Source organism: Minwuia sp. IMCC3060 (assembly GCF_029909435.1).
GTDB lineage: Bacteria > Pseudomonadota > Alphaproteobacteria > Minwuiales > Minwuiaceae > Minwuia.
The window spans coordinates 1,316,066-1,334,872 of sequence record NZ_CP123782.1 but is presented as its reverse complement, the minus strand read 5'-3'; the positions used below and the strand labels follow the sequence as shown (position 1 = coordinate 1,334,872).

Below are 18,807 nucleotides of genomic sequence, written 5' to 3'. Positions count from 1 at the left end.
CGTGTCAGTCCTGTCATGTCCTGTAGGGGTCGGCGATACCGAGGCTGGCAAGAACATCCCGTTCCATGGTTTCCATTTCCTCGGCCTCGCTGTCCAGTTCGTGATCGTAACCCAGCAGATGCAGGGTACCGTGCACGACCATGTGTGTCAGATGTGCGGCCAGCGTCTTTTCTTCCTCGACCGCTTCCCGCACCACGGTCTCCAGCGCCACCGCGATATCGCCCAGCGGAAGTCGCTCACCCGGTGGCAGAATGCCGCCATCTTCCTCCACGGGGAAGGAAAGCACGTTTGTCGGGGCGTCCTTGCCCCTGTAGTCGCGGTTCAGAACCTGTATGGACGCATCATCCATCAGGGCGACCGAGATGTCGCCGAAGGATGCTGCATCCGCAAATCCCGACAGGACGGCCCGGGCGGCGCGCTGAACCACGGCGTCAGCGTCATCGGGCCAGCCCTCCGCCGCATGCACGACCTCGACCCGGGGCAGGTCGGAAACAGACGAAACCGGGGCGGCGGCGCTCACGACTCCTTCTCCGGTCCCTCGAACAGTTCGGCCTGCTCATGACTGGCATAGGCGCGCACGATGCGGGTCACCATCGGATGGCGGACGACGTCGCGCGCATCGAAGGAGGTGAAGGCGATGCCTTCCACACCCTCCAGCACCTCCAGCGCCTCGCGCAGTCCGGAGCGGGTGCCGCGCGGCAGATCGATCTGCGAGAGATCGCCGGTGATCGCCATGCGGGAGTTCTCGCCCAGACGGGTCAGCAGCATCTTCATCTGCACAGTGGTCGTGTTCTGCGCCTCATCCAGGATGACATAGGCGTTTGCGAGCGTGCGCCCACGCATGAAGGCAAGCGGTGCGACCTCGATCTCGCCGGTCTCCAGCTTCTTCGCCACCTGTTCGGCGGGCAGCATGTCATAGAGGGCGTCATAGAGCGGACGCAGATAGGGATCGACCTTGTCGCGCATGTCGCCCGGCAGGAACCCCAGCCGCTCGCCCGCCTCGACGGCCGGTCGCGAGAGCACGATGCGGTCCACCTGATGGGTCAGCATCATGCTGACCGCCGCCGCCACCGCGAGATAGGTCTTGCCGGTACCGGCGGGGCCGATGCCGAACACCAGTTCCTTCTCCATCAGATTGCGGGCGTAGTGGATCTGGTTGGGGGAGCGTGGCTTGATCGCGCGTTTGCGCGTCTGGATCAGGACACCGTTGGCCACGCCGCTGTCATGCCCCAGGCGGATGGCGTCATCCACCTCACGCTGGCCGACGGGATCCCCCTGCTCCACCCGCTGATACAGGGCGCGCAGAATGCCGCGCGCGCGCTCGCAGGAAGCGGTGTCGCCGCCGATGACCATGCGGTTGCCGCGCGATGTCAGGGAAACGCCCAGTTCCTGTTCGATCCGGGCAAGATTGCTGTCATGATCGCCGAACAGGGCACCAAGCAGGCGATTGTCCTCGAAATCGACCGTCAGGCCGCCCTGGGACGTGCGCACATTGTCAGGTGTGGTCAAAGCCTTGGTCAGCCCTTCTCTTCAGGCAGCATCTACGACATCCGGGTTCCGGGCGAGACGACCGGAGAGACTGTTGGCTCGCCCTTCGATGATCGTGACGTCTGCAATCCGGTTGCGCAAGCTCGCGGGCGCATCCAGATGCACTGCCTGCATATAGGGGCTGCGCCCGACCAGCTGCCCGGCATGCCGTCCGTCGCGCTCCAGCAGTACCGGCATCGTACGGCCAGCCATGTCGGCGTTGAACGCCGCCTGCTGTTCATTGATCAGGGCCTGCAGTGACTGCAACCGCTCGTCCTTCACTGATTCCGCAACCTGCACGCTCTCCGCCGCCGCCGGGGTTCCGGGGCGCGGGCTGTACTTGAAAGAATAGGCCTGCGCGTATTTCACCTGCGTGACGAGGTTCAGCGTATCGGCGAAATCCCGGTCGGTCTCACCCGGAAAGCCGACGATGAAATCGGAGGACAGGGCCAGATCGGGCCGTGCATCACGCAGCTTGTCGACGATGCGGAAATAGGTGTCGCGGTCGTGGCGACGGTTCATCGCCCGCAGGATCCGGTCCGAACCGGCCTGCACCGGCAGATGCAGATAGGGCATCAGGGCCGGGACCTCGGCGTGGGCGCTGATCAGGTCGGCCGTCATCTCCAGCGGGTGCGAAGTGGTGTAGCGGATGCGCTGCAGGCCATCGATCTCCGCCAGTTCCCGCACCAGCCGCCCCAGCGCCCAGCCGGCCCCGCCATCGGGGCCGGCACCATGCCAGGCGTTGACGTTCTGGCCGAGCAGCGTGATCTCCACGGCACCGGAAGCCACCAGCCGACGCGCCTCCACCATGATCTCGGGCGCGGAGCGGGAATATTCGGCACCGCGGGTATAGGGCACGACGCAGAAGGCGCAAAACTTGTCGCAGCCTTCCTGGATGGTCAGGAACGCAGTCGGTCCGGACCGGCCCGGTGTCTCCGCCAGGCGATCGAACTTGTCCTCGACCTCGAAATCCGTTTCCAGCACGGGCTGGCCGTTCGCCCGCGCGGCGCGTGCCACCATCTCCGGCAGGTTCTGATAGCTCTGCGGCCCGAAGACGATATCGACGAAGGGCGCGCGGCGCACGATCTCGTCGCCTTCGGCCTGCGCCACACAGCCGGCGACGCCGATCACCATGTCGGCCCCTGCGGCGCGGCGCCGATCCTTCAGCTTGCGGATACGGCCGAGTTCGGAAAAGACCTTCTCCGCCGCCTTTTCCCTGATGTGGCAGGTATTCAGGATGACCATGTCGGCATCATCGGGACTGCCGGTCTCCGCATATCCCAACGGCGCCAGGATATCCGCCATACGCTCGGAGTCGTAGACGTTCATCTGGCAGCCATAGGTCTTGATGAAGAGTTTCTGGGTCACGCCTGCTGTGTCACGCTGAACTGGCGGGCGGAACACCGGCTCCCGGTATCCGTGCCACCTGATTTCCGGGACATGTATCAGGCATTGGGGTCAAGTCAAGCTGCGGACGCGCTCAACGCCTCCGAGTTGCCCGCCACAACCTTCTCGTGGCAATAGCTCGCCAGTTTCTTGCGGTTGCCGATCGCTTCCAGGGTCACGGGCTCGTGGAACTTCAGGCGGACCTCATAGGGGCCACCATAGAGATAGTTCTTCAGGTGCGGCGCCAGGTCCATGTCGCCGTACCAGGCCACCTGCGGCATCGACCGGCGGGTGACCGGAAATCCGTCGACCTGGGTATAGGTCAGGGAGATCGGCTGCACCTTCACCGGCTGACCGTCCACCTTCAGGTCGGCCAGCGAGAAGAACGCGGAACGGAACTCCTGGATACGCAGGCCGTCGCCCGACGTGCCCTCCGGGAACAGGATCAGACTGTCACCACGGGACAGCCGGGCCTCCATCGCCTTGCGTTCCCTGTCAGCGGTCTTGCGGTCGCGGCTGACGTAGACCGTGCGCTGCAGATTGGCGAGCCACTTGATCACCGGCCAGGTCCCGACCTCGCTCTTGGCGACAAAACTGGCCGGCAGGGTCGCACCCATGACGACGATATCGACCCAGGAGACATGGTTGCTGACATACAGCACCCCCTCGCCGCGCACCGGCGTTCCCTCGATGTGGATCTTCAGCCGAAGAAGGCGGAAGGCCACCTGATGCCAGAGCTGCGGGATGTAGCGGGAAATCCGCCAACCGAAGAGGATGCCCAGCAGGTGCGGCGGCATGATGACCAGGGTGAAGAGGATCAGGAACAGGATGATCGCCGTGATATAGGCGGTCCGCATCAGTCGTTGGATCCCTGCTTGCGGCCGATGCGGGTGCCGAACAGTTCGAGCCGGTGGTCAACCAGTTCGTAGCCCAGTTCCCGTGCAACGATGCGCTGCAGTTCCTCGATCTTCTCGTTGGTGAACTCGATCACTTCCCCCGAGTTCACGTCGATCAGATGGTCATGGTGTTCGTCGTTGGCTTCCTCGTAGCGGGCACGGCCGTCACCGAAGTCGTGCCGTTCCAGGATGCCTGCCTCCTCGAACATGCGGACCGTGCGATAGACCGTCGCGATGGAGATCCGGGAATCGATGGCGCTGGACCGCTCGTAGAGCTGCTCCACGTCCGGATGGTCCTCGGCGGTCGACAGCACATGCGCGATCACGCGGCGCTGGTCCGTCATCCGCATACCGTGTTCGATGCACTTCTGCGCCAGTGTGGATTCCATGGCCCCCGCCTGTTGTTCTATTGGGGAATGTATAGTGCTCAGTCCGGTTCGCGGCAAGAAAGGGCTGGCATCAACCGCATGACAAGCGCGTCCGTCGTGTTGCCGGAATCATCGGTGTAATAGGCGCGCCGGACTCCCACCCTTTCAAAGCCCGCATGCGTGTAGAGCGCTATGGCAGCCTGATTGTCCGTCGCTACCTCAAGAAAAACCTGCGAAAGTCCCTGCAAGCACTTGATGCCATTGGCAAGAAGCATTCGGGCAATCCCCTGACGGCGCGCGGACGGTTCGACGGCGATCATGATCACTTCCGCCTCGTCGACGACCTGACGCAGCAGGATGAAGCCAACAGGTTCCCGTGTCCGGGCGACCAGCGCACAGGCCCCCGGCATGCCGAGAAGTTCGGTGAAGGCCCGGGTATCCCAGGGCTGCGAAACACTGCGCGCATGCAGCTCGGCCAGCAGCCCTGCCGCCGCGACACCCACGGTTTCCGTGACCGGCTTCATCGCCGCGTCGGCAGCTTCGCATCCGGCGCGCGAAGGTAGAGCGGACCAGGCGACGGAACAGGATATGCTGGCAGCGGCCGCGCCGCCGCCAAGCGGAGAAGATGCCGCGCGTCCGGCTCCACCCCGTCGAGCACCACGGTTTCCCCGCCAAGATGCGCCGCGACAAGGGCCGCGCCATTGCCGATCAGAACGGTCCCCGGCACCGCCATCTGCGCCGCGTCTCCGGCAGCGATGGCCATGGGTGCCGACCAGCATTCCGCGAAGGGCGGTGCCGCGCGACGAAACATCTGCGCATAGACCTGATCGCGGCGGGCATCCAGCGCCGCCAGTACCGGGCGGTCCGGAAACCGCGAGGCCGCTTCGGCCGCCAGGACCTCCAGCGCACTCATACCGAACAGGGGAACGTTCAGGGCCACGCGCATCGCCCGCGCCGCAGCAAGGCCGATACGCAGGCCGGTGAAGGTCCCCGGCCCGACGGTCACGGCCAGGCCTGTCAGATCATCAGGCCTGCATCCCGTGGCGCGAAAACCGCGCGCGATCATCGGCATCAGGTTCTCGGCCTGCCCGCGCGACCGCATCTGGTGCGCGGCATAAGACACGCCACGGCCATCGCCCAGCGCAATGGACAGGGCGCGGGAGGCTGTATCGATGGCGAGGATCACGGTCGGTGCATCAAGCTTGGGGGCCTCAAAGGATCTCGCAGGCTTCCTCGAACTCCAGACGCGGGCTGCGCGGGAACAGCCCTTCGGGATCGCCGTAGCCGAGATTGCAGAGGAAATTCGACTTCACCTGCCCTTCGGGGAAGAATTCCTGGTCCAGAATCGCGTTGTCGAACCCGCTCATCGGGCCGCAATCCAGTCCGACCGCGCGGGCGGCGATCATCATGTAGGCCCCCTGCAGCGATCCGTTCCGGAATGCCGTCACCTGCGCCACCTCCGGTACCTTGAACCAGTTCTTCGCATCCGGTTCGTGCGGAAACAGCTTCGGCATCAGCTCGTAGAACTTCAGGTCATGGGCAACGATCACGGTCACGGGGGCCGCGAGCGTCTTGGCCATGTTGCCCTCCGAAAGGGCAGGCTTCAGCCGCAGCTTCGCCTCTTCCGAGGTCAGGAACAGCAGCCGCGCGGGGGAGCCATTGGCACTGGTCGGTCCATTGCGCATCAGGTCGTAGAGCGCGCGCAGCGTGACCTCGCTGACCGGCCTGTCGGTCCAGGCATTGTGCGTTCTGGCGTTGCGGAAGATCAGATCCATTCCGGCATCGTTCAGCATCTGCGACATGACAGTATCCTTCCCTGCAGGCGTTCCCCGGCGCTGGTGTGACTGGTAATAGTCCCGGCGTGTCTCAGCGCCACCGCCGCCCCTGCATATACAGCAAAGAAGGGTTACGAACATGCCAACGACGATGTTCCTTCGTCATTGCTGGGCTGCATTGCTGGTCTTGCTGGTCACAGCCCCGGCTGTGGCTGCGGATCACACGGTCGTGCTGATGTACCACCGCTTCGGCGAAGACGATGTGCCCCTGACCAATATCCGGCTGGAACAGTTCGAGGCGCATCTGGAGCATCTGGAGGCGGAAGGCTACAGTGTGCTGCCGCTGGCAACGGTGCTGGATGCGCTGGCAGACGGGGAGCCACTGCCGGAGAAGGCCGTCGCGATCACCGCCGATGATGCCTACCTGTCCGTCATGACCGAAGCCTGGCCCCGCCTGAAGGCACGCGGCTGGCCCATGACCCTGTTCGTCGCCACCGATCCCGTCGATCAGGGACTGCGCCGCTATCTGTCCTGGGACCAGATCCGGCAGCTCCGCGATGAGGGCATGGAGATTGGTGGCCATTCAGCCAGTCATGGTCACATCACCTTCATGGACCCAGCCGCCGCGCGTGCGGATGTCGCGCGGGGCATGGAACGGCTGCAGACCGAACTTGGCCAGTCGCCGGACGTCTTCGCCTATCCGTTCGGGGAATACAGCCTGCGCTTGCGGAAGGTCATCTCCGACATGGGTTTCAGGGCGGCGTTCGGGCAGCATTCCGGGGCTGTCGGGCGCCGACGCGACCGCTTCGACCTGCCGCGCTTCGCCATGAATGAACGCTACGGCGAGATATCACGGTTCCGCACCGCGGTCGGCACACGCCCCCTGCCCGTCCACGACGCCACACCGGCGGAGACGCAGCTTGAGGCCGGTTCCCGACCGACATTCGCATTCAGGCTGGACGACGGTCTCCGTCCGGGTGCCGTGACCTGCTACCACTCGACCGGTTCCGGTGCCGTGGACCTGGACATCGAAGGGGACCGAGTCGCTTTCCAGGCTCCGGCGCCCTTGCAGCCGGGCCGGTCACGTTTCAACTGCACACTGCCCGATGGCGCGGGGGGCTGGTACTGGTTCGGACGGCAGTTCGTGGCCCTCGGCGGAAAGGACTGAGCGGATGTTTCGTGGATTCAGTCTGCAGGCGGCCAGCGCCGGAATGCTGTCGGCCTTCGTTGGCTGCGCCAGTTCGTTTGCCGTGGTGCTGGCAGGCCTCAGCGGCATCGGCGCAAGCCCGACGCAGGCGGCCTCCGGCCTGATGGCGCTGTCGTTCGCGATGGGTGTTTCGGCCATCATGCTCAGCCTGCGCTACCGCATGCCGATCAGCATCGCCTGGTCGACGCCCGGTGCCGCCCTGCTCGCCACCTCCGCCGCGGTGGAGGGTGGTTTCGCCACCGCTGTCGCCGCCTTCATCATCTCCGCGCTGATGATCATTCTGGCCGGACTCTGGCGACCGCTCGGCAATGCGGTCGCGCGGATCCCCGCGCCCCTGGCCAACGCGATGCTCGCCGGTGTCCTGCTGGGCCTCTGCCTCGCCCCGGTCAGGGCGGTGGCAGAGGAACCGGTCAGCGGCCTGGCGATCTTTCTCGTCTGGGCGCTGGTGGCCCGGTTCCGGCCCCTGCTTGCGGTTCCCGCAGCAGTGGCGGTCGCGCTCGGCCTGCTGATTCTGGTGATCGAGCTGCCACCGATCCCGATGTCGGCCATCGTCCCCGAACCGATCTTCGTCATGCCGGATTTCTCGCTCGCGGCGCTGGGTCTGGCGGTACCTCTGTTCATCGTGACCATGGCCTCGCAGAACATCCCCGGAATCGCGGTGCTGAACGTCAATGACTATCGCCCCGCGCCCGGTCCCCTGTTCACGGCCACCGGCATCTTCAGCCTGATCGGGGCACCATTCGGTGGCCATGCGGTCAATCTGGCGGCCATCACCGCCGCCCTCTGTGCCGGCAAGGATGCGCATCCCGATCCGGCGCGGCGCTACTGGGCGGCCATCGTGGCCGGTGTGTTCTACATCCTGTTCGGTCTGTTCGCCGGTGGAGCGACGGCGCTGGTCAATGCGGCACCGCCCGTCCTGATCGAGGCCGTGGCCGGGCTGGCACTGCTGGGCGCGTTCGGCGGCGCGGTGATGGGCGCGGTGAAGGAGGAACGGGACCGTCAGGCCGCGATCGTGACCTTCATCGTCACCGCATCGGGCCTGACCTTCGCAGGCGTCAGCGGGGCCTTCTGGGGGCTGCTCGCCGGCGGGGGAATCTACTGGCTGTCACGGGTCCGGCGCACCTGACGCAGGATCAGATCTGCACCCACTCACCTTCGGCTGCAGATTCGTAGATTGCTTCGACAATTCGGACGTTTCGGAGATATTTATCAACCGATGTCTCAGCCTTGGCACCATCCAGGAAATGGGCCACGGCATGTTGCTGGAAGGCATGAACACAGTCCCCGCCGAAGTCCCGGTCCGACCATTCGTAGGCGTGCGGTCGTTCCGGCTGTCCATGGGGCTTCAGGTGCAGGCCGCCGTTACCATCCAGTCGCAGGCTCGCTTCGGCACAGTCGAGCAGCATCTCCCCCATGGTGAGGCGTGGGTTCCGCGCCTCCATCTCTGCCAGCCGGTTGCCGTCGAAGATGCCGCTTGCGCCGTCTCGGAAGCGGAACAGGACGATCCCCGCATCCTCCCCCGCAATGACAGGATTGAGCCTGCGCAGATCAGCCATGACCGATCCGACCTCGCCCATCAGATAGCGGAAGGTGTCGATGAAATGCACCGCGGTCTCGTGGATCAGGAACCGGGGCATCTGCTGGAAATAGGGCTGGCGCGCCAGATAGGCCTCAGGGCCGCGCCCGTCACCTGGCCGCAGCCGGAACTGGATGCCCTGCGGCTGTCCCAGCAGGCCGGCGTCCAGCAGTTGCCGCGCCTCCCGGTACCAGGGCTGAAACCGGAAATTCTCATGCACCAGCATCGCGACACCGGCCCGACGGGCGACACGGGCAATCTCCTGCGCCGCCATCAGGTCGTCGGCCAGCGGCTTCTGCACGATCATCGGCAGGCCTGCTGCAGCCACCGCCTCCACCACTGCCAGACGGGCAGCGGGGGGTGTGATGACATCCACCAGATCAATCCCGGTGGCAGCCAGCATGTCCGAAACGGAGGCAAAGGCGCGATCCGGCGCAACCGCCTCGGCTTTCGCCAAATCGGTATCGCAGACTCCTACCAGATCAACGCGATCAATACGTTGCCATGAATTGTAGTGAAACTGGCTGAAGTACCCGGCGCCGACCCCGGCAACCCGCAACACCTGAGTCACCTGTCGCCGAGCCGTGCGATCACGGCCCTTGCCACATCCCCGGTCCGCACCTTGCCCCCCAGATCGACCGTGGTGGCGTCACCGGCAGCAAGGGCCTTGCGCACCGCCTGTTCGATATCCGCCGCACCGGCCAGCAGGCGCGGATCGTCCCGGCGCCGTCCCAGCCAGTCGAGCATCAGCGAAACGGACAGGATCGTCGCCAGCGGATTGGCGATCCCCTTGCCCATGATGTCGGGCGCAGTGCCGTGGCTCGGCTGGAAGATCGCCACCTTGTCCCCGATGTCGCCCGATGGCGCGAGACCGAGGCCGCCGACAAGTCCCGCCGCCAGGTCCGAAAGGATGTCGCCGAACATGTTTTCGGTCACCATGACGTCGAAGTCCCAGGGGCGCTGAACCATCAGCATCGCCGTCGCATCGACATAGAGGCGGCTGGTCGTGACATCGGGATATTCGGCCGCGACCTCGTCGAAGACTTCCCGGAAGAAAGCCATCGACCCCAGCACGTTGGCCTTGTCGATCAGGGTAAGGTGACTGCGGCGCTGGCGGGCGAGCTGGAAGGAGAAGTGAAACAGCTTCTCCGACACCGTCCGCGTGATCCGCATGGTATCCGTGGCATGGTCGGCGTCCCCGTTACGCTTGCCCCGTTCGACGAACAGTCCTTCCGTCGATTCCCGCACCAGCACGAAATCGATGTCCGCCCCGCGCGGGTCCTTCAGCGGCACCGCCTCCGGCAACCAGGCGCGGATGGGCCGCACGCCGCCGTAGAGGCCGAAAATCTCCCGCAGGTCGATCTGCGGCACGATCTCGGTGCCGTCGGCATAGCGCACGTCGGGCAGTCCCATGGCGGCCAGCAGCGTGGCGTCGGCGCTCTCCACCGCACGGATGGTCTCCTCCGGCAGGGCCGAGCCGTGATCGCGGTAGTGGCCGGCCCCGGCACCATGTTCCCGGGCGTCCACGCCGAAGCCATGGCGTCCCGCCACCGCGTGCAGCACATCCAGCGCAGGCGCCGTGACTTCGGGTCCGATGCCATCGCCCGGCAGGACCGCGATGGAGATCGTGTCGTTTGCCGCCATGGGTCTATTCCTTCGGGATATTCTGGGCAGGAACGATCTTTCCGTCCTCGTACCTTGGCGGAACGTAGGTGGAATCGGTGCCCTCCCCCTCCGTCGCCCGCAGGACGAGGAAGGAGGCCGCGACCAGTACGAGACCGCAGATGGCCAGGACTGCCACGGGATAGGTCGGCTTGCCCTTGTCGTGCCGGCGTTTCAGCAGACGCCAGTAGAGCCAGTAGAGAACAAAGGGCACGAGAAACAGCAGTACCCGCAGCAGGATGATCTTGGTCATGCGTCCTCCGGTTTCGGGTCGGAAAGCCGGGCATGCAGATTCATCAGCATCCCCGCCGTCGCGCCCCAGATGTAATATTCGCCGAACGGCATCGCCCACCAGCGGCGCGGCGTGCCGTTGAACCACCCGGAGTGCCGCTGGTGGTTGCGGCTGTCGAGCAGGAAGGCTAGCGGCGTCTCAAAGACCTCCGCCACCTCGTAGGGGTCCGGACTGGGGGCAAAGCCGGGCCTGACGATGCCGACAACGGGTGTAACGGCATAGTTGGTGACGGTGCGATAGGTATCCAGCCGCCCGACGATGTCGATGATCTCCCGATCGATCCCGACCTCCTCCTCCGTCTCCCGCAGTGCGGTGACCTCGGGCGAAGGATCTTCCGGCTCGGCGCGGCCACCGGGGAAGCTGATCTGCCCGGCATGGGACGACAGATGTGCCGTCCGTCGGGTCAGCAGAACGGTTGGTCCTTCCGGACGGTCGATGATCGGCACCAGCACCGCGGCAGGCTTCAGCGGCTTCTCGTCCGGGCGCGCGTCCGGCGTCAGATCATAATCGGAATGTCCCCATTCGGACCGGACAGGCTGCATCAGTCGCGCGCGAATATCGTCAGGCCTCATTTGCCCTTGTCCCCTTCCGGCTGCCCGAGGTGTGGCGTGCCGTCCAGGCGACCGATGATGTGAAAGACCCCTTCACTCATCACGCCCTGCACCGTCACGCCCTCCACTTCCCGCTCCTCGGCAATATCGACCAGATCATAGAAGACCGACCGCAGGATGATCGCCTGCAGATTGCCCCGCACCGGCACCAGGGGGGTCGGCTCCCCGCTCTCCGGATCGACCTCCACCCGCAGGCGATGCGCGGCGTCCAGCACCACCATGTCGTCGGTGAGCGTGCGGAAAGCAATCTTCTGGCCCTCACCCGAGCCTTCCCGGAACATCTCGACGATGTGCAGCGGGGCCACGTCGACGGTGATTCGCTGCTTTTCCGCCGGTGTGACCAGGTAATGGTGTCCGTCTTCGTCACGCCGCAGGACGGTGGAGAACAGGCGCACCATGGCTGCGCGCTGAATCGGGGACCCCTGATAGAGCCAGGTCCCGTCAGCCGTGATGCGCATGTCGATGACGCCCTCATGTTCCGGGTGCCACTGGTCCACGGGCGGATAGCCGCGCCCCGCAGACGCTGACATGCGCTCCGCCAGATCGGCGATATCCAGATGGGGTTTGTCGTTACCACGTTCGGCCAAGTGCGAACTCCTCTCCCTGTTCGGCATGGATAGCACATTTGTGTTCGACGGAATTGTGCAACAGCGCGGGATTTCGTTTCGCACTGCCGCAACGCCCAATATAGTCTCCGGTATGCAAAACGTCAGTGAAGCGGGCGAGGCCTTCGCCCAGGAAGTGGAAACGCTCGGCGCCAAGGCCCGGCAGATCCGCGAGTCAGTCGGACAGGTCATCTTCGGACAGCAGTCAGTGATCGACGAGACGCTGATCACCCTGTTTTCCGGCGGTCATGTCCTCTTGATCGGTGTACCCGGTCTGGCAAAGACCAAACTGGTGGTCACGCTGGGCAAGGTGCTGTCGCTCGACAGCCGCCGCGTGCAGTTCACGCCGGACGTGATGCCTGCGGACATCCTCGGTTCCGAGGTGCTGGAGGAAAGCGACAATGGTCGCCGCAGCTTCCGCTTCATCAAGGGGCCGGTGTTCTGCCAGCTGCTGATGGCTGACGAGATCAACCGTGCCAGCCCGCGTACCCAGTCGGCGCTGCTGCAGGCCATGCAGGAATATCACGTGTCGGTCGCCGGGGAACGGCATGACCTGCCGCGTCCGTTCCATGTCCTGGCCACGCAGAACCCCCTGGAACAGGAAGGCACCTATCCCCTGCCCGAGGCCCAGCTCGATCGCTTCTTCATGCAGGTGAACGTCCCCTACCCGGACATGGAGGCGGAGCGGCGGATGCTGCTGGCCACCACCGGTGCCGATGAGGCGGAACCGCCGATGGTGATGACCGCTGACGAACTGCTGCATGCCCAGCGCCTTGTCCGCCGCCTGCCGGTGGGCGAGGCCGTGGTCGAGAGCATCCTGAAGCTGGTCCGCAATGGCCGGCCGGAGGAGACCGAGCTGGATGACGTGCGCAATCACGTCGCCTGGGGACCTGGCCCGCGCGCCAGTCAGGCGCTGATGCTTGCCGTTCGGGCGCGGGCCATGCTGGACGGACGCTTCGCCCCCTCCGCCGACGATGTGGCGGCGCTGGCCCCGCCGATCCTGAGGCACCGCATGGCGGTCAACTTCGCGGCCCGTGCCGACGGCATCACGGTGGAGAACATCATCCAGCGGCTGATCGACAGGATCTGAATCCAGGCATATGGCGCTTGACCCCAGGACATTGAGAACCGGGAACCAGGGTTCCAGCCGCTTCGATCCCCGGCTGCGCAACCGCGCGGACCGGCTGGCCGACGCCATGCCGCCGCTGATGGTGGAGGCGGAGCGTGTGGCGCAGACCGTCAGCCAGGGCGTTCACGGGCGGCGTCGGGTCGGTGATGGCGAAAGCTTCTGGCAGTTCCGCCGCTACCAGCAGGGCGATCCCGCAACCTCCATCGACTGGCGACAGTCCGCGAAACGCGTACCGACCTACGTCCGGCAGAACGAGTGGGAGGCGGCGCAGGCGGTGTGGCTGTGGCGCGACGGTTCCGACTCGATGGATTTCCGTTCCCACCTCGGCCAGACGACGAAACTGCGCCGCGCCACCCTGTTGCTGATGGCGCTGGCATCACTGCTGCTGAGAGGTGGGGAGCGGGTCGCGTTTCTGGGGCTCGACCACCCGCCGGGCTCTTCCCGCGCCCTGCTGGAGGACTACGCGCTGGCGATCAGCCGGGGACTGGTGGAGGACCACCACAGCCTGCCGCCGCCCGCCAACCTGCCGCGTTTCGCGCAGGTGGTGCTGATCGGTGACTTCCTGACACCGCTGGACGATGTGCGCGACTTCCTGCGCCAGTTCTCCGCCGCCGGTGTTGCCGGTCATCTGCTGCAGATCATGGATCCTGCCGAACACCGCCTGCCCTATTCCGGCAGGGTCCGGTTTGTCGGCCCCGAAGGTGAAGGCAATGTCCTGGTGGGTCGCGCGGAGGATCTGCGCGACACCTTCGCCCGCCGGGTGGACGAGCGCGAGGTGGCGCTGCGCCAGATCGCGCGAAACGCCGGCTGGACCCACGGGCTGCACCATACCGATCAGCCTCCGCAGACCGCACTGCTGGCGCTCTATCAGGCCATTTCGGGCAACGCGCGCAGATGAGTGCCCTTGCCGCCATCACCTTCGCCTACCCCTGGCTGCTGCTGGGTCTCGCCGCGCTGCCGGTGATCTGGCTGCTGCTGCGTGCCACCCCACCCGCGCCGGAACTGGTTTCCTTTCCACCGGCCCGGCTGATCTTCGACATGGCCCGGACGGAGGAGACACCGGCCCGGACACCATGGTGGCTGCTGCTGTTGCGGTTGCTGATCGCGGCACTGATCGTGCTGGCCCTCGCCAAGCCGGTCCTGAACCCCGGCAGCACCTTCGAGACACCGGGCCCGGTCGTGCTGATCGTCGATGACGGCTGGGCCGCCGCCCAGTCCTGGGATGACCAGGTGGCGAGCATGACGGACATCGCGCGCCGCGCCCGCAGGCAGGACCGCAACGTGCTGCTGCTGCGGACCACTGCTTCGGAAGACGGCACCGGTCCCGTGGCACGCCTCGGCACCGCAGAGGAGGCCCTGGCCACGATCGGCGGCCTGCAGCCCCGCCCCTGGGCACCGGATCGCGCCGCAGCCGTGGCCGCCCTGGGCACGGTCAGTCTGGAGCGGTCAGCGAATGTCTACTGGATCTCGGACGGCATTGCCTCCGAAGCCGATACGCAACTGATCGAAGTCGCCCGCAGACTTGGACCGCTGACCGTCCTCGGACGCGATGCGACCCGCAGCGTCATGCTGCTCCGCTCCCCCACCGGCAGCGGCACCCGGCTGGAAGTGGTGATCGAACGTGATCTGGCCGAGCAGCCGGAAACCCTGGCCTTGCGCGCCACGGGTGGTGATGGCGGGGTCCTGTTCCGACGGGAACTGACATTCGCTGCAGGTGAAACCAGCCTGTCCTTCGACGAAACCCTGCCGCTGGAAGCGATGAACGCCATCCAGCGGCTGGAGATCGAGGGACGCCAGAGTGCCGCGACCGTCAGTCTGATCGATTCCGGCCTTCGTCGCTTCCGGGTCGGCCTGAGCGGCAACCCCTCCCAGGAACAGGCGCAGCCACTGCTGGCCGACCTCTATTATCTGAAGCGCGCGTTGCTGCCATTCGCGGAAATCAGGGAAGGTGTCGTCAGTGACCTGCTCGACACCCCCCTCTCCATCCTGATGCTGCCTGATTTCGGGCGCCTGGTTGCCGGCGACCAGTTGCGGCTGAGCGACTGGATCGAAAGGGGTGGCGTACTCGTCAGGTTCGCGGGACCGAAACTGGCGGAGAACGCAGGCGAACTGGTGCCGGTCCGGCTCCGCAGCGGCGGTCGCAGCCTGGAAGGCACCATGAGCTGGGCCGAGCCGGCCCGCATGGCGCCCTTCCCGGAGGACAGTCCCTTCGCCGGCCTGCCCATTCCGCGCGACGTGGTGATCCAGCGCCAGGTCCTGGCAGAGCCCACTCTGGACCTGCCTGAGAAGACCTGGGCAAGTCTGGTCGATGGCACGCCGCTGGTCACCGCCGAACGGCGCGGGGACGGCTGGCTTGTGCTGGTCCATACGACCGCCAATACGGACTGGTCGAACCTGCCGCTCTCCGGCCTGTTCGTTGACATGCTGAGACGGCTGAGTTCGCTGTCGATCGGCATCGAATCCACGGCGAACGCCGAACGCATGCTGGAACCCGCCGTCACCCTTGACGGACTGGGACGACGCACCGATCCGCGGGTCGGTGTGCGCGCCGTGCAGGAGGCGGCGCTGTCCGCAACCGTCGTCGGACCTGCCAGCCCACCGGGCCTGTATGGCACCCGCCCAAGCCTGCGTGCGCTCAACGTCGGAACCAGCGCGACGGAACCCCAGCCACTTCAGGCGCTGCCGTCAGGTGTCGCACGCGGGGTTGTCGGCGCCCGACCGGAACTGGACATCGGCCCATGGCTGCTGACCGCCGCCCTGATCCTGCTGCTGGTGGACGCGCTGGTGGCGCTGGCGCTGCGCGGGATGCTGAACATGCGCCGCCTCGCCTACGCCCTGCCCATCGGACTGGCGCTGGGTCTCGCCTCCGGGTTCGTCACGCCGGGCAGTCTGCATGCACAGGACAGCGGCCGGTCAGACAACAGGCAAACGGACAGTCAGGCCAATGTTGATCCCGGCGTCATCGATGCCGCCCTCGAAACCCGCCTCGCCTACGTACTGACCGGCGACGCGCGGGTTGATCGCATGTCCGCCGCCGGAATCTTCGGACTGAGCGAAATCATGCGGGCACGCACCTCGGTGGAGCCGGAAATTCCGGTGGCGCTGGAGATCGAGAACGACGAGATGATCTTCTACCCCCTCGTCTACTGGCCGATGGTTGCCAGCCAGCCGGCACTTTCCGAAAAGGCCGTGCGACGGCTGGACAATTACCTGCGCACCGGCGGCGTGGTGCTGTTCGATACCCGTGATGCCGGTGGCCCGCAGCTCCGGCGCGGGCAGGTCAGCCCCGGCACGGCGCGCCTGCGCCAGTTGCTGGCCCGCGTCGATATCGGACCCCTGGAGCTTGTGAAGGAAGGGCATGTCCTGACCCGGTCGTTCTATCTGACCGAGTCGTTCCCCGGTCGCTATCCCACCGGGCGGGTCTGGGTGGAGCAACTGAACGCACGTGCCAACGACGGCGTCTCGCCGCTGCTGATCGGCGGGGCCGACTGGGCCTCCGCCTGGGCCATGGATCGTGACGGTCGACCGGTCGCCCCGGTTCAGGGCGGCGGGCGCAGACAGCGCGAGATGGCCTATCGGTTCGGCGTCAACCTGGTGATGTATGCCTTGACCGGGAACTACAAGTCCGACCAGGTGCACCTGCCCGCCATTCTCGACCGGCTGGGACAATAGTCATGATCGACGGCCTGCAGATCGCGTTCGAACCGCTGGTGCCGGTGGCGCTGCTGATTGCGCTTGGTGCCCTTGGCACCGTCATCACGCTGTTCGGCCTGTTTCGGCAGGCGCGCGGCACGGTGCTGCGGCTGCTGCTGCTGCTGGTGCTGTTCGGCGTCCTGAGCGGCCCGATCCTGCTGGAGGAGGAACGGCGCTATCACGATGACGTCGCGCTGGTGGTCGTTGATCGCAGCACCAGCCAGTCCATCGCTGACCGCACGGCACAGACGGAGACAGCCCTCGCCGCCGTGCTGGCGGACCTGGATGCCCAGGACAGGCTGGAGGTGCGTGTGGTGGAGGCCGGACCGGACTCCGGTGGCCCCGCTGACGGCACCCACCTTGTCAGCGCGATCCGTCGCGGGCTGGAGGGTGTGGCGGCGGAAAGGACCGCAGGCGTCATCGTCATCAGTGACGGACAGGTTCATGACCTGCCGGAGTTCGATGCGTCCGAAGGTCCTGCGGCTGATCTGCTGCCCGGCCCCCTGCACCTGCTGCTGACCGGAGAGCCGGCAGAACGGGACCGCCGGATCGAGATCGTCAATGCGCCGACCTTCGCCGTCGTCGATCAGGCCGCAGAGACCTCGGTGATCGTCCATGACCAGGGGGATGGTTCACAGGGCGGCATTGCCAGGGTCCGCATCCGCCGCGACGGCGTTGAACTGGAAACCCGGATCGTGCCGATCGGGCGCGAGACGGTGCTGGCGGTCCCGATCAGCCACGGTGGCCGCAACCTGATCGAGTTCGAGGTGGAGGCCGATCCGGCGGAGCTGACCGACGAGAACAACCGTGCGGCCATCACCGTCAATGGCGTGCGTGACCGCCTGCGGGTGCTGCTGGTCTCCGGCGAGCCCTATCCGGGGGAGCGCGCCTGGCGCAACCTGCTGAAGGCCGACCCGGCGGTCGATCTGGTCCATTTCACCATCCTGCGCCCGCCGCAGAAACAGGATGCCACCCCGATCCACGAACTGGCGCTGATCGCCTTCCCCATCCGGGAACTGTTCGAGATCAAGCTCTACGACTTCGACCTGATCATCTTCGACCGGTTCTGGCGGCGCGGTGTCCTGCATTTCACCTATCTGGAGAACATCGCCCGCTACGTGCAGGAAGGCGGAGCCCTGCTGAACGCGGCCGGCCCGACCTTCGCCGGTCCCGCCAGCATCTACCGCACGCCGTTGCGCAGCATCCTGCCGGGCAAGCCCACGGGCGAGGTCACGACGGTCGGGTTCCGCCCTGCCCTGACCGACACCGGCAGGCGCCATCCCGTCACCGCCGGACTGGAGCCGGGGCCGCAGCAGCAGCCCTGGGGACGCTGGTTCCGGTCCATTGATGTCACGGTGGAGAATGCCGAGGTCCTGATGCAGGGGCCGGAACAGAAACCACTGCTGATCCTGGACCGTGTGGGCGAAGGCCGTGTGGCGCAGGTGATGTCGGATCATGGCTGGCTCTGGTCGCGTGGCCTCGAAGGGGGCGGACCGCAGGCAGAGGTCATGCGGCGCACGGCCCACTGGCTGATGAAGGAACCGGCGCTGGAGGAGGAAAGCCTGCAGGCGGAGGTCGAGGGCGCGACACTGAAGGTGACCCGACGGTCTCTGGCAGAGGATCAGCCCCCCGTCACGGTCACGGGACCGGATGGCGTGGAGCACCGGCTGGAACTGACCGCCGGGCGCGACGGGATCGATTTCGGGCGGATCGACCTGAACGTCGCCGGTCTCTACCGGATCGGGGACGGCACCCGCAGCACCATCGCCGTGCTGGGCAACCTCAATCCGGTCGAGTTCTCCGATCTGGTATCGACCGACCGTCATCTGCGCCCCTTCGTTGAGGCCACGAATGGCGGTATCATCCGGCTTTCGCGCTACGCGGAGCCCGATATCCGACGCGTGGAGCCGGGCCGTCAGGGCGCAGGCAGTGACTGGCTTGGCCTGCTGCGCAATGGTGCCTTTGATGTGACCGGTCTGAAGACAACACCTCTGGCACCGCCGCTGGCAGTCCTGCTTGCACTCCTTCTGCTGTTGCTGGTCTGCTGGCGACGGGAGGGGCAGTAGGCCACTGCATCGCA

General features: G+C 65.9%; 19 protein-coding genes. 6 read left to right on the top strand and 13 right to left on the bottom strand.

Features of this window, described 5'->3' with window-relative positions:
• Positions 1-13: 13 nt before the first annotated feature.
• The 8 genes from ybeY to QGV54_RS06315 all read right to left on the bottom strand — a co-directional run bounded on the left by ybeY (position 14) and on the right by QGV54_RS06315 (position 5,979).
• Positions 14-520 (bottom strand): rRNA maturation RNase YbeY, encoded by a 507-nt coding sequence (ybeY, locus tag QGV54_RS06350; RefSeq protein ID WP_281017680.1) that lies wholly within the window; start codon positions 518-520, stop codon positions 14-16.
• On the bottom strand, positions 517-1,509 hold the full coding sequence (locus QGV54_RS06345) for a PhoH family protein (protein WP_281017681.1): 993 nt from the start codon (positions 1,507-1,509) through the stop codon (positions 517-519). The genes ybeY and QGV54_RS06345 overlap by 4 nt, the downstream gene beginning before the upstream one ends.
• Before the next feature lie 21 nt (positions 1,510-1,530).
• Positions 1,531-2,895: a tRNA (N6-isopentenyl adenosine(37)-C2)-methylthiotransferase MiaB gene (miaB, locus tag QGV54_RS06340; RefSeq protein ID WP_281020084.1), complete on the bottom strand. Its 1,365-nt coding sequence runs from the start codon at positions 2,893-2,895 to the stop codon at positions 1,531-1,533.
• A gap of 95 nt (positions 2,896-2,990) precedes the next feature.
• Positions 2,991-3,770 (bottom strand): 1-acyl-sn-glycerol-3-phosphate acyltransferase, encoded by a 780-nt coding sequence (locus QGV54_RS06335; RefSeq protein ID WP_281017684.1) that lies wholly within the window; start codon positions 3,768-3,770, stop codon positions 2,991-2,993.
• A complete protein-coding gene (locus tag QGV54_RS06330) occupies positions 3,770-4,198 on the bottom strand; it encodes a Fur family transcriptional regulator (protein ID WP_281017685.1) in 429 nt (142 codons plus the stop codon). The genes QGV54_RS06335 and QGV54_RS06330 overlap by 1 nt, the downstream gene beginning before the upstream one ends.
• Positions 4,199-4,236: 38 nt before the next feature.
• On the bottom strand, positions 4,237-4,701 hold the full coding sequence (rimI, locus tag QGV54_RS06325) for a ribosomal protein S18-alanine N-acetyltransferase (RefSeq protein ID WP_281017686.1): 465 nt from the start codon (positions 4,699-4,701) through the stop codon (positions 4,237-4,239).
• Positions 4,698-5,363 carry a tRNA (adenosine(37)-N6)-threonylcarbamoyltransferase complex dimerization subunit type 1 TsaB gene (gene tsaB, locus QGV54_RS06320; RefSeq protein ID WP_281017687.1) on the bottom strand — a complete coding sequence of 222 codons (666 nt, stop codon included), beginning with the start codon at positions 5,361-5,363 and terminating at the stop codon, positions 4,698-4,700. The genes rimI and tsaB overlap by 4 nt, the downstream gene beginning before the upstream one ends.
• Before the next feature lie 25 nt (positions 5,364-5,388).
• Positions 5,389-5,979 (bottom strand): malonic semialdehyde reductase, encoded by a 591-nt coding sequence (locus QGV54_RS06315; RefSeq protein ID WP_281017688.1) that lies wholly within the window; start codon positions 5,977-5,979, stop codon positions 5,389-5,391.
• Between the two features lie 160 nt (positions 5,980-6,139).
• Between QGV54_RS06315 and QGV54_RS06310 the strand changes: the two genes are divergently transcribed.
• Positions 6,140-7,120 carry a polysaccharide deacetylase family protein gene (locus QGV54_RS06310; protein ID WP_281017689.1) on the top strand — a complete coding sequence of 327 codons (981 nt, stop codon included), beginning with the start codon at positions 6,140-6,142 and terminating at the stop codon, positions 7,118-7,120.
• A 4-nt stretch (positions 7,121-7,124) separates the two neighbouring features.
• Entirely contained in the window at positions 7,125-8,285 is a 1,161-nt protein-coding gene (locus tag QGV54_RS06305) for a benzoate/H(+) symporter BenE family transporter (RefSeq protein ID WP_281017690.1), read from the top strand.
• Between the two features lie 7 nt (positions 8,286-8,292).
• Here the strand turns inward: QGV54_RS06305 and QGV54_RS06300 are convergent, their stop codons facing one another.
• Genes QGV54_RS06300 through QGV54_RS06280 form a run of 5 tightly spaced genes read right to left on the bottom strand, consistent with a single transcriptional unit; the run spans position 8,293 to position 11,887 of the window.
• Positions 8,293-9,297, bottom strand: coding sequence for a Gfo/Idh/MocA family oxidoreductase (locus tag QGV54_RS06300; protein WP_281017691.1), 1,005 nt, complete (start codon positions 9,295-9,297; stop codon positions 8,293-8,295).
• A 5-nt stretch (positions 9,298-9,302) separates the two neighbouring features.
• On the bottom strand, positions 9,303-10,379 hold the full coding sequence (locus QGV54_RS06295) for an isocitrate/isopropylmalate dehydrogenase family protein (protein ID WP_281017692.1): 1,077 nt from the start codon (positions 10,377-10,379) through the stop codon (positions 9,303-9,305).
• Positions 10,380-10,383: 4 nt separating this feature from the next.
• Positions 10,384-10,650: a DUF6111 family protein gene (locus QGV54_RS06290; RefSeq protein ID WP_281017693.1), complete on the bottom strand. Its 267-nt coding sequence runs from the start codon at positions 10,648-10,650 to the stop codon at positions 10,384-10,386.
• On the bottom strand, positions 10,647-11,261 hold the full coding sequence (locus tag QGV54_RS06285) for a CoA pyrophosphatase (RefSeq protein WP_281017694.1): 615 nt from the start codon (positions 11,259-11,261) through the stop codon (positions 10,647-10,649). Before QGV54_RS06285 ends, QGV54_RS06290 begins: the two co-directional genes overlap by 4 nt.
• Positions 11,258-11,887 (bottom strand): DUF1285 domain-containing protein, encoded by a 630-nt coding sequence (locus QGV54_RS06280; RefSeq protein ID WP_281017695.1) that lies wholly within the window; start codon positions 11,885-11,887, stop codon positions 11,258-11,260. Before QGV54_RS06280 ends, QGV54_RS06285 begins: the two co-directional genes overlap by 4 nt.
• 112 nt (positions 11,888-11,999) lie before the next feature.
• Here QGV54_RS06280 and QGV54_RS06275 point away from each other — a divergent pair, with 112 nt between their 5' ends.
• From QGV54_RS06275 to QGV54_RS06260, 4 genes are read left to right on the top strand one after another with little or no spacing between them, the layout of a single operon-like run.
• Positions 12,000-12,995, top strand: coding sequence for a MoxR family ATPase (locus tag QGV54_RS06275; protein WP_281017696.1), 996 nt, complete (start codon positions 12,000-12,002; stop codon positions 12,993-12,995).
• Between the two features lie 31 nt (positions 12,996-13,026).
• Positions 13,027-13,932 carry a DUF58 domain-containing protein gene (locus QGV54_RS06270; RefSeq protein ID WP_281017697.1) on the top strand — a complete coding sequence of 302 codons (906 nt, stop codon included), beginning with the start codon at positions 13,027-13,029 and terminating at the stop codon, positions 13,930-13,932.
• Positions 13,929-16,706: a DUF4159 domain-containing protein gene (locus QGV54_RS06265; RefSeq protein WP_281017698.1), complete on the top strand. Its 2,778-nt coding sequence runs from the start codon at positions 13,929-13,931 to the stop codon at positions 16,704-16,706. The genes QGV54_RS06270 and QGV54_RS06265 overlap by 4 nt, the downstream gene beginning before the upstream one ends.
• A gap of 2 nt (positions 16,707-16,708) precedes the next feature.
• Complete coding sequence (locus QGV54_RS06260) at positions 16,709-18,793, top strand: hypothetical protein (RefSeq protein ID WP_281017699.1); 2,085 nt, start codon at positions 16,709-16,711, stop codon at positions 18,791-18,793.
• Positions 18,794-18,807: the final 14 nt, after the last annotated feature.

Excerpts from the sequence above, each read along its gene's own strand:
- QGV54_RS06335 (WP_281017684.1), bottom strand. The coding sequence starts at position 3,770 with ATGCGGACCGCCTATATCACGGCGATCATCCTGTTCCTGATCCTCTTC.
- QGV54_RS06330 (WP_281017685.1), bottom strand. The coding sequence starts at position 4,198 with ATGGAATCCACACTGGCGCAGAAGTGCATCGAACACGGTATGCGGATG.
- rimI (WP_281017686.1), bottom strand. The coding sequence starts at position 4,701 with ATGAAGCCGGTCACGGAAACCGTGGGTGTCGCGGCGGCAGGGCTGCTG.
- QGV54_RS06315 (WP_281017688.1), bottom strand. The coding sequence starts at position 5,979 with ATGTCGCAGATGCTGAACGATGCCGGAATGGATCTGATCTTCCGCAAC.
- QGV54_RS06305 (WP_281017690.1), top strand. The coding sequence starts at position 7,125 with ATGTTTCGTGGATTCAGTCTGCAGGCGGCCAGCGCCGGAATGCTGTCG.
- QGV54_RS06295 (WP_281017692.1), bottom strand. The coding sequence starts at position 10,379 with ATGGCGGCAAACGACACGATCTCCATCGCGGTCCTGCCGGGCGATGGC.
- QGV54_RS06290 (WP_281017693.1), bottom strand. The coding sequence starts at position 10,650 with ATGACCAAGATCATCCTGCTGCGGGTACTGCTGTTTCTCGTGCCCTTT.
- QGV54_RS06285 (WP_281017694.1), bottom strand. The coding sequence starts at position 11,261 with ATGAGGCCTGACGATATTCGCGCGCGACTGATGCAGCCTGTCCGGTCC.
- QGV54_RS06275 (WP_281017696.1), top strand. The coding sequence starts at position 12,000 with ATGCAAAACGTCAGTGAAGCGGGCGAGGCCTTCGCCCAGGAAGTGGAA.
- QGV54_RS06265 (WP_281017698.1), top strand. The coding sequence starts at position 13,929 with ATGAGTGCCCTTGCCGCCATCACCTTCGCCTACCCCTGGCTGCTGCTG.
- QGV54_RS06260 (WP_281017699.1), top strand. The coding sequence starts at position 16,709 with ATGATCGACGGCCTGCAGATCGCGTTCGAACCGCTGGTGCCGGTGGCG.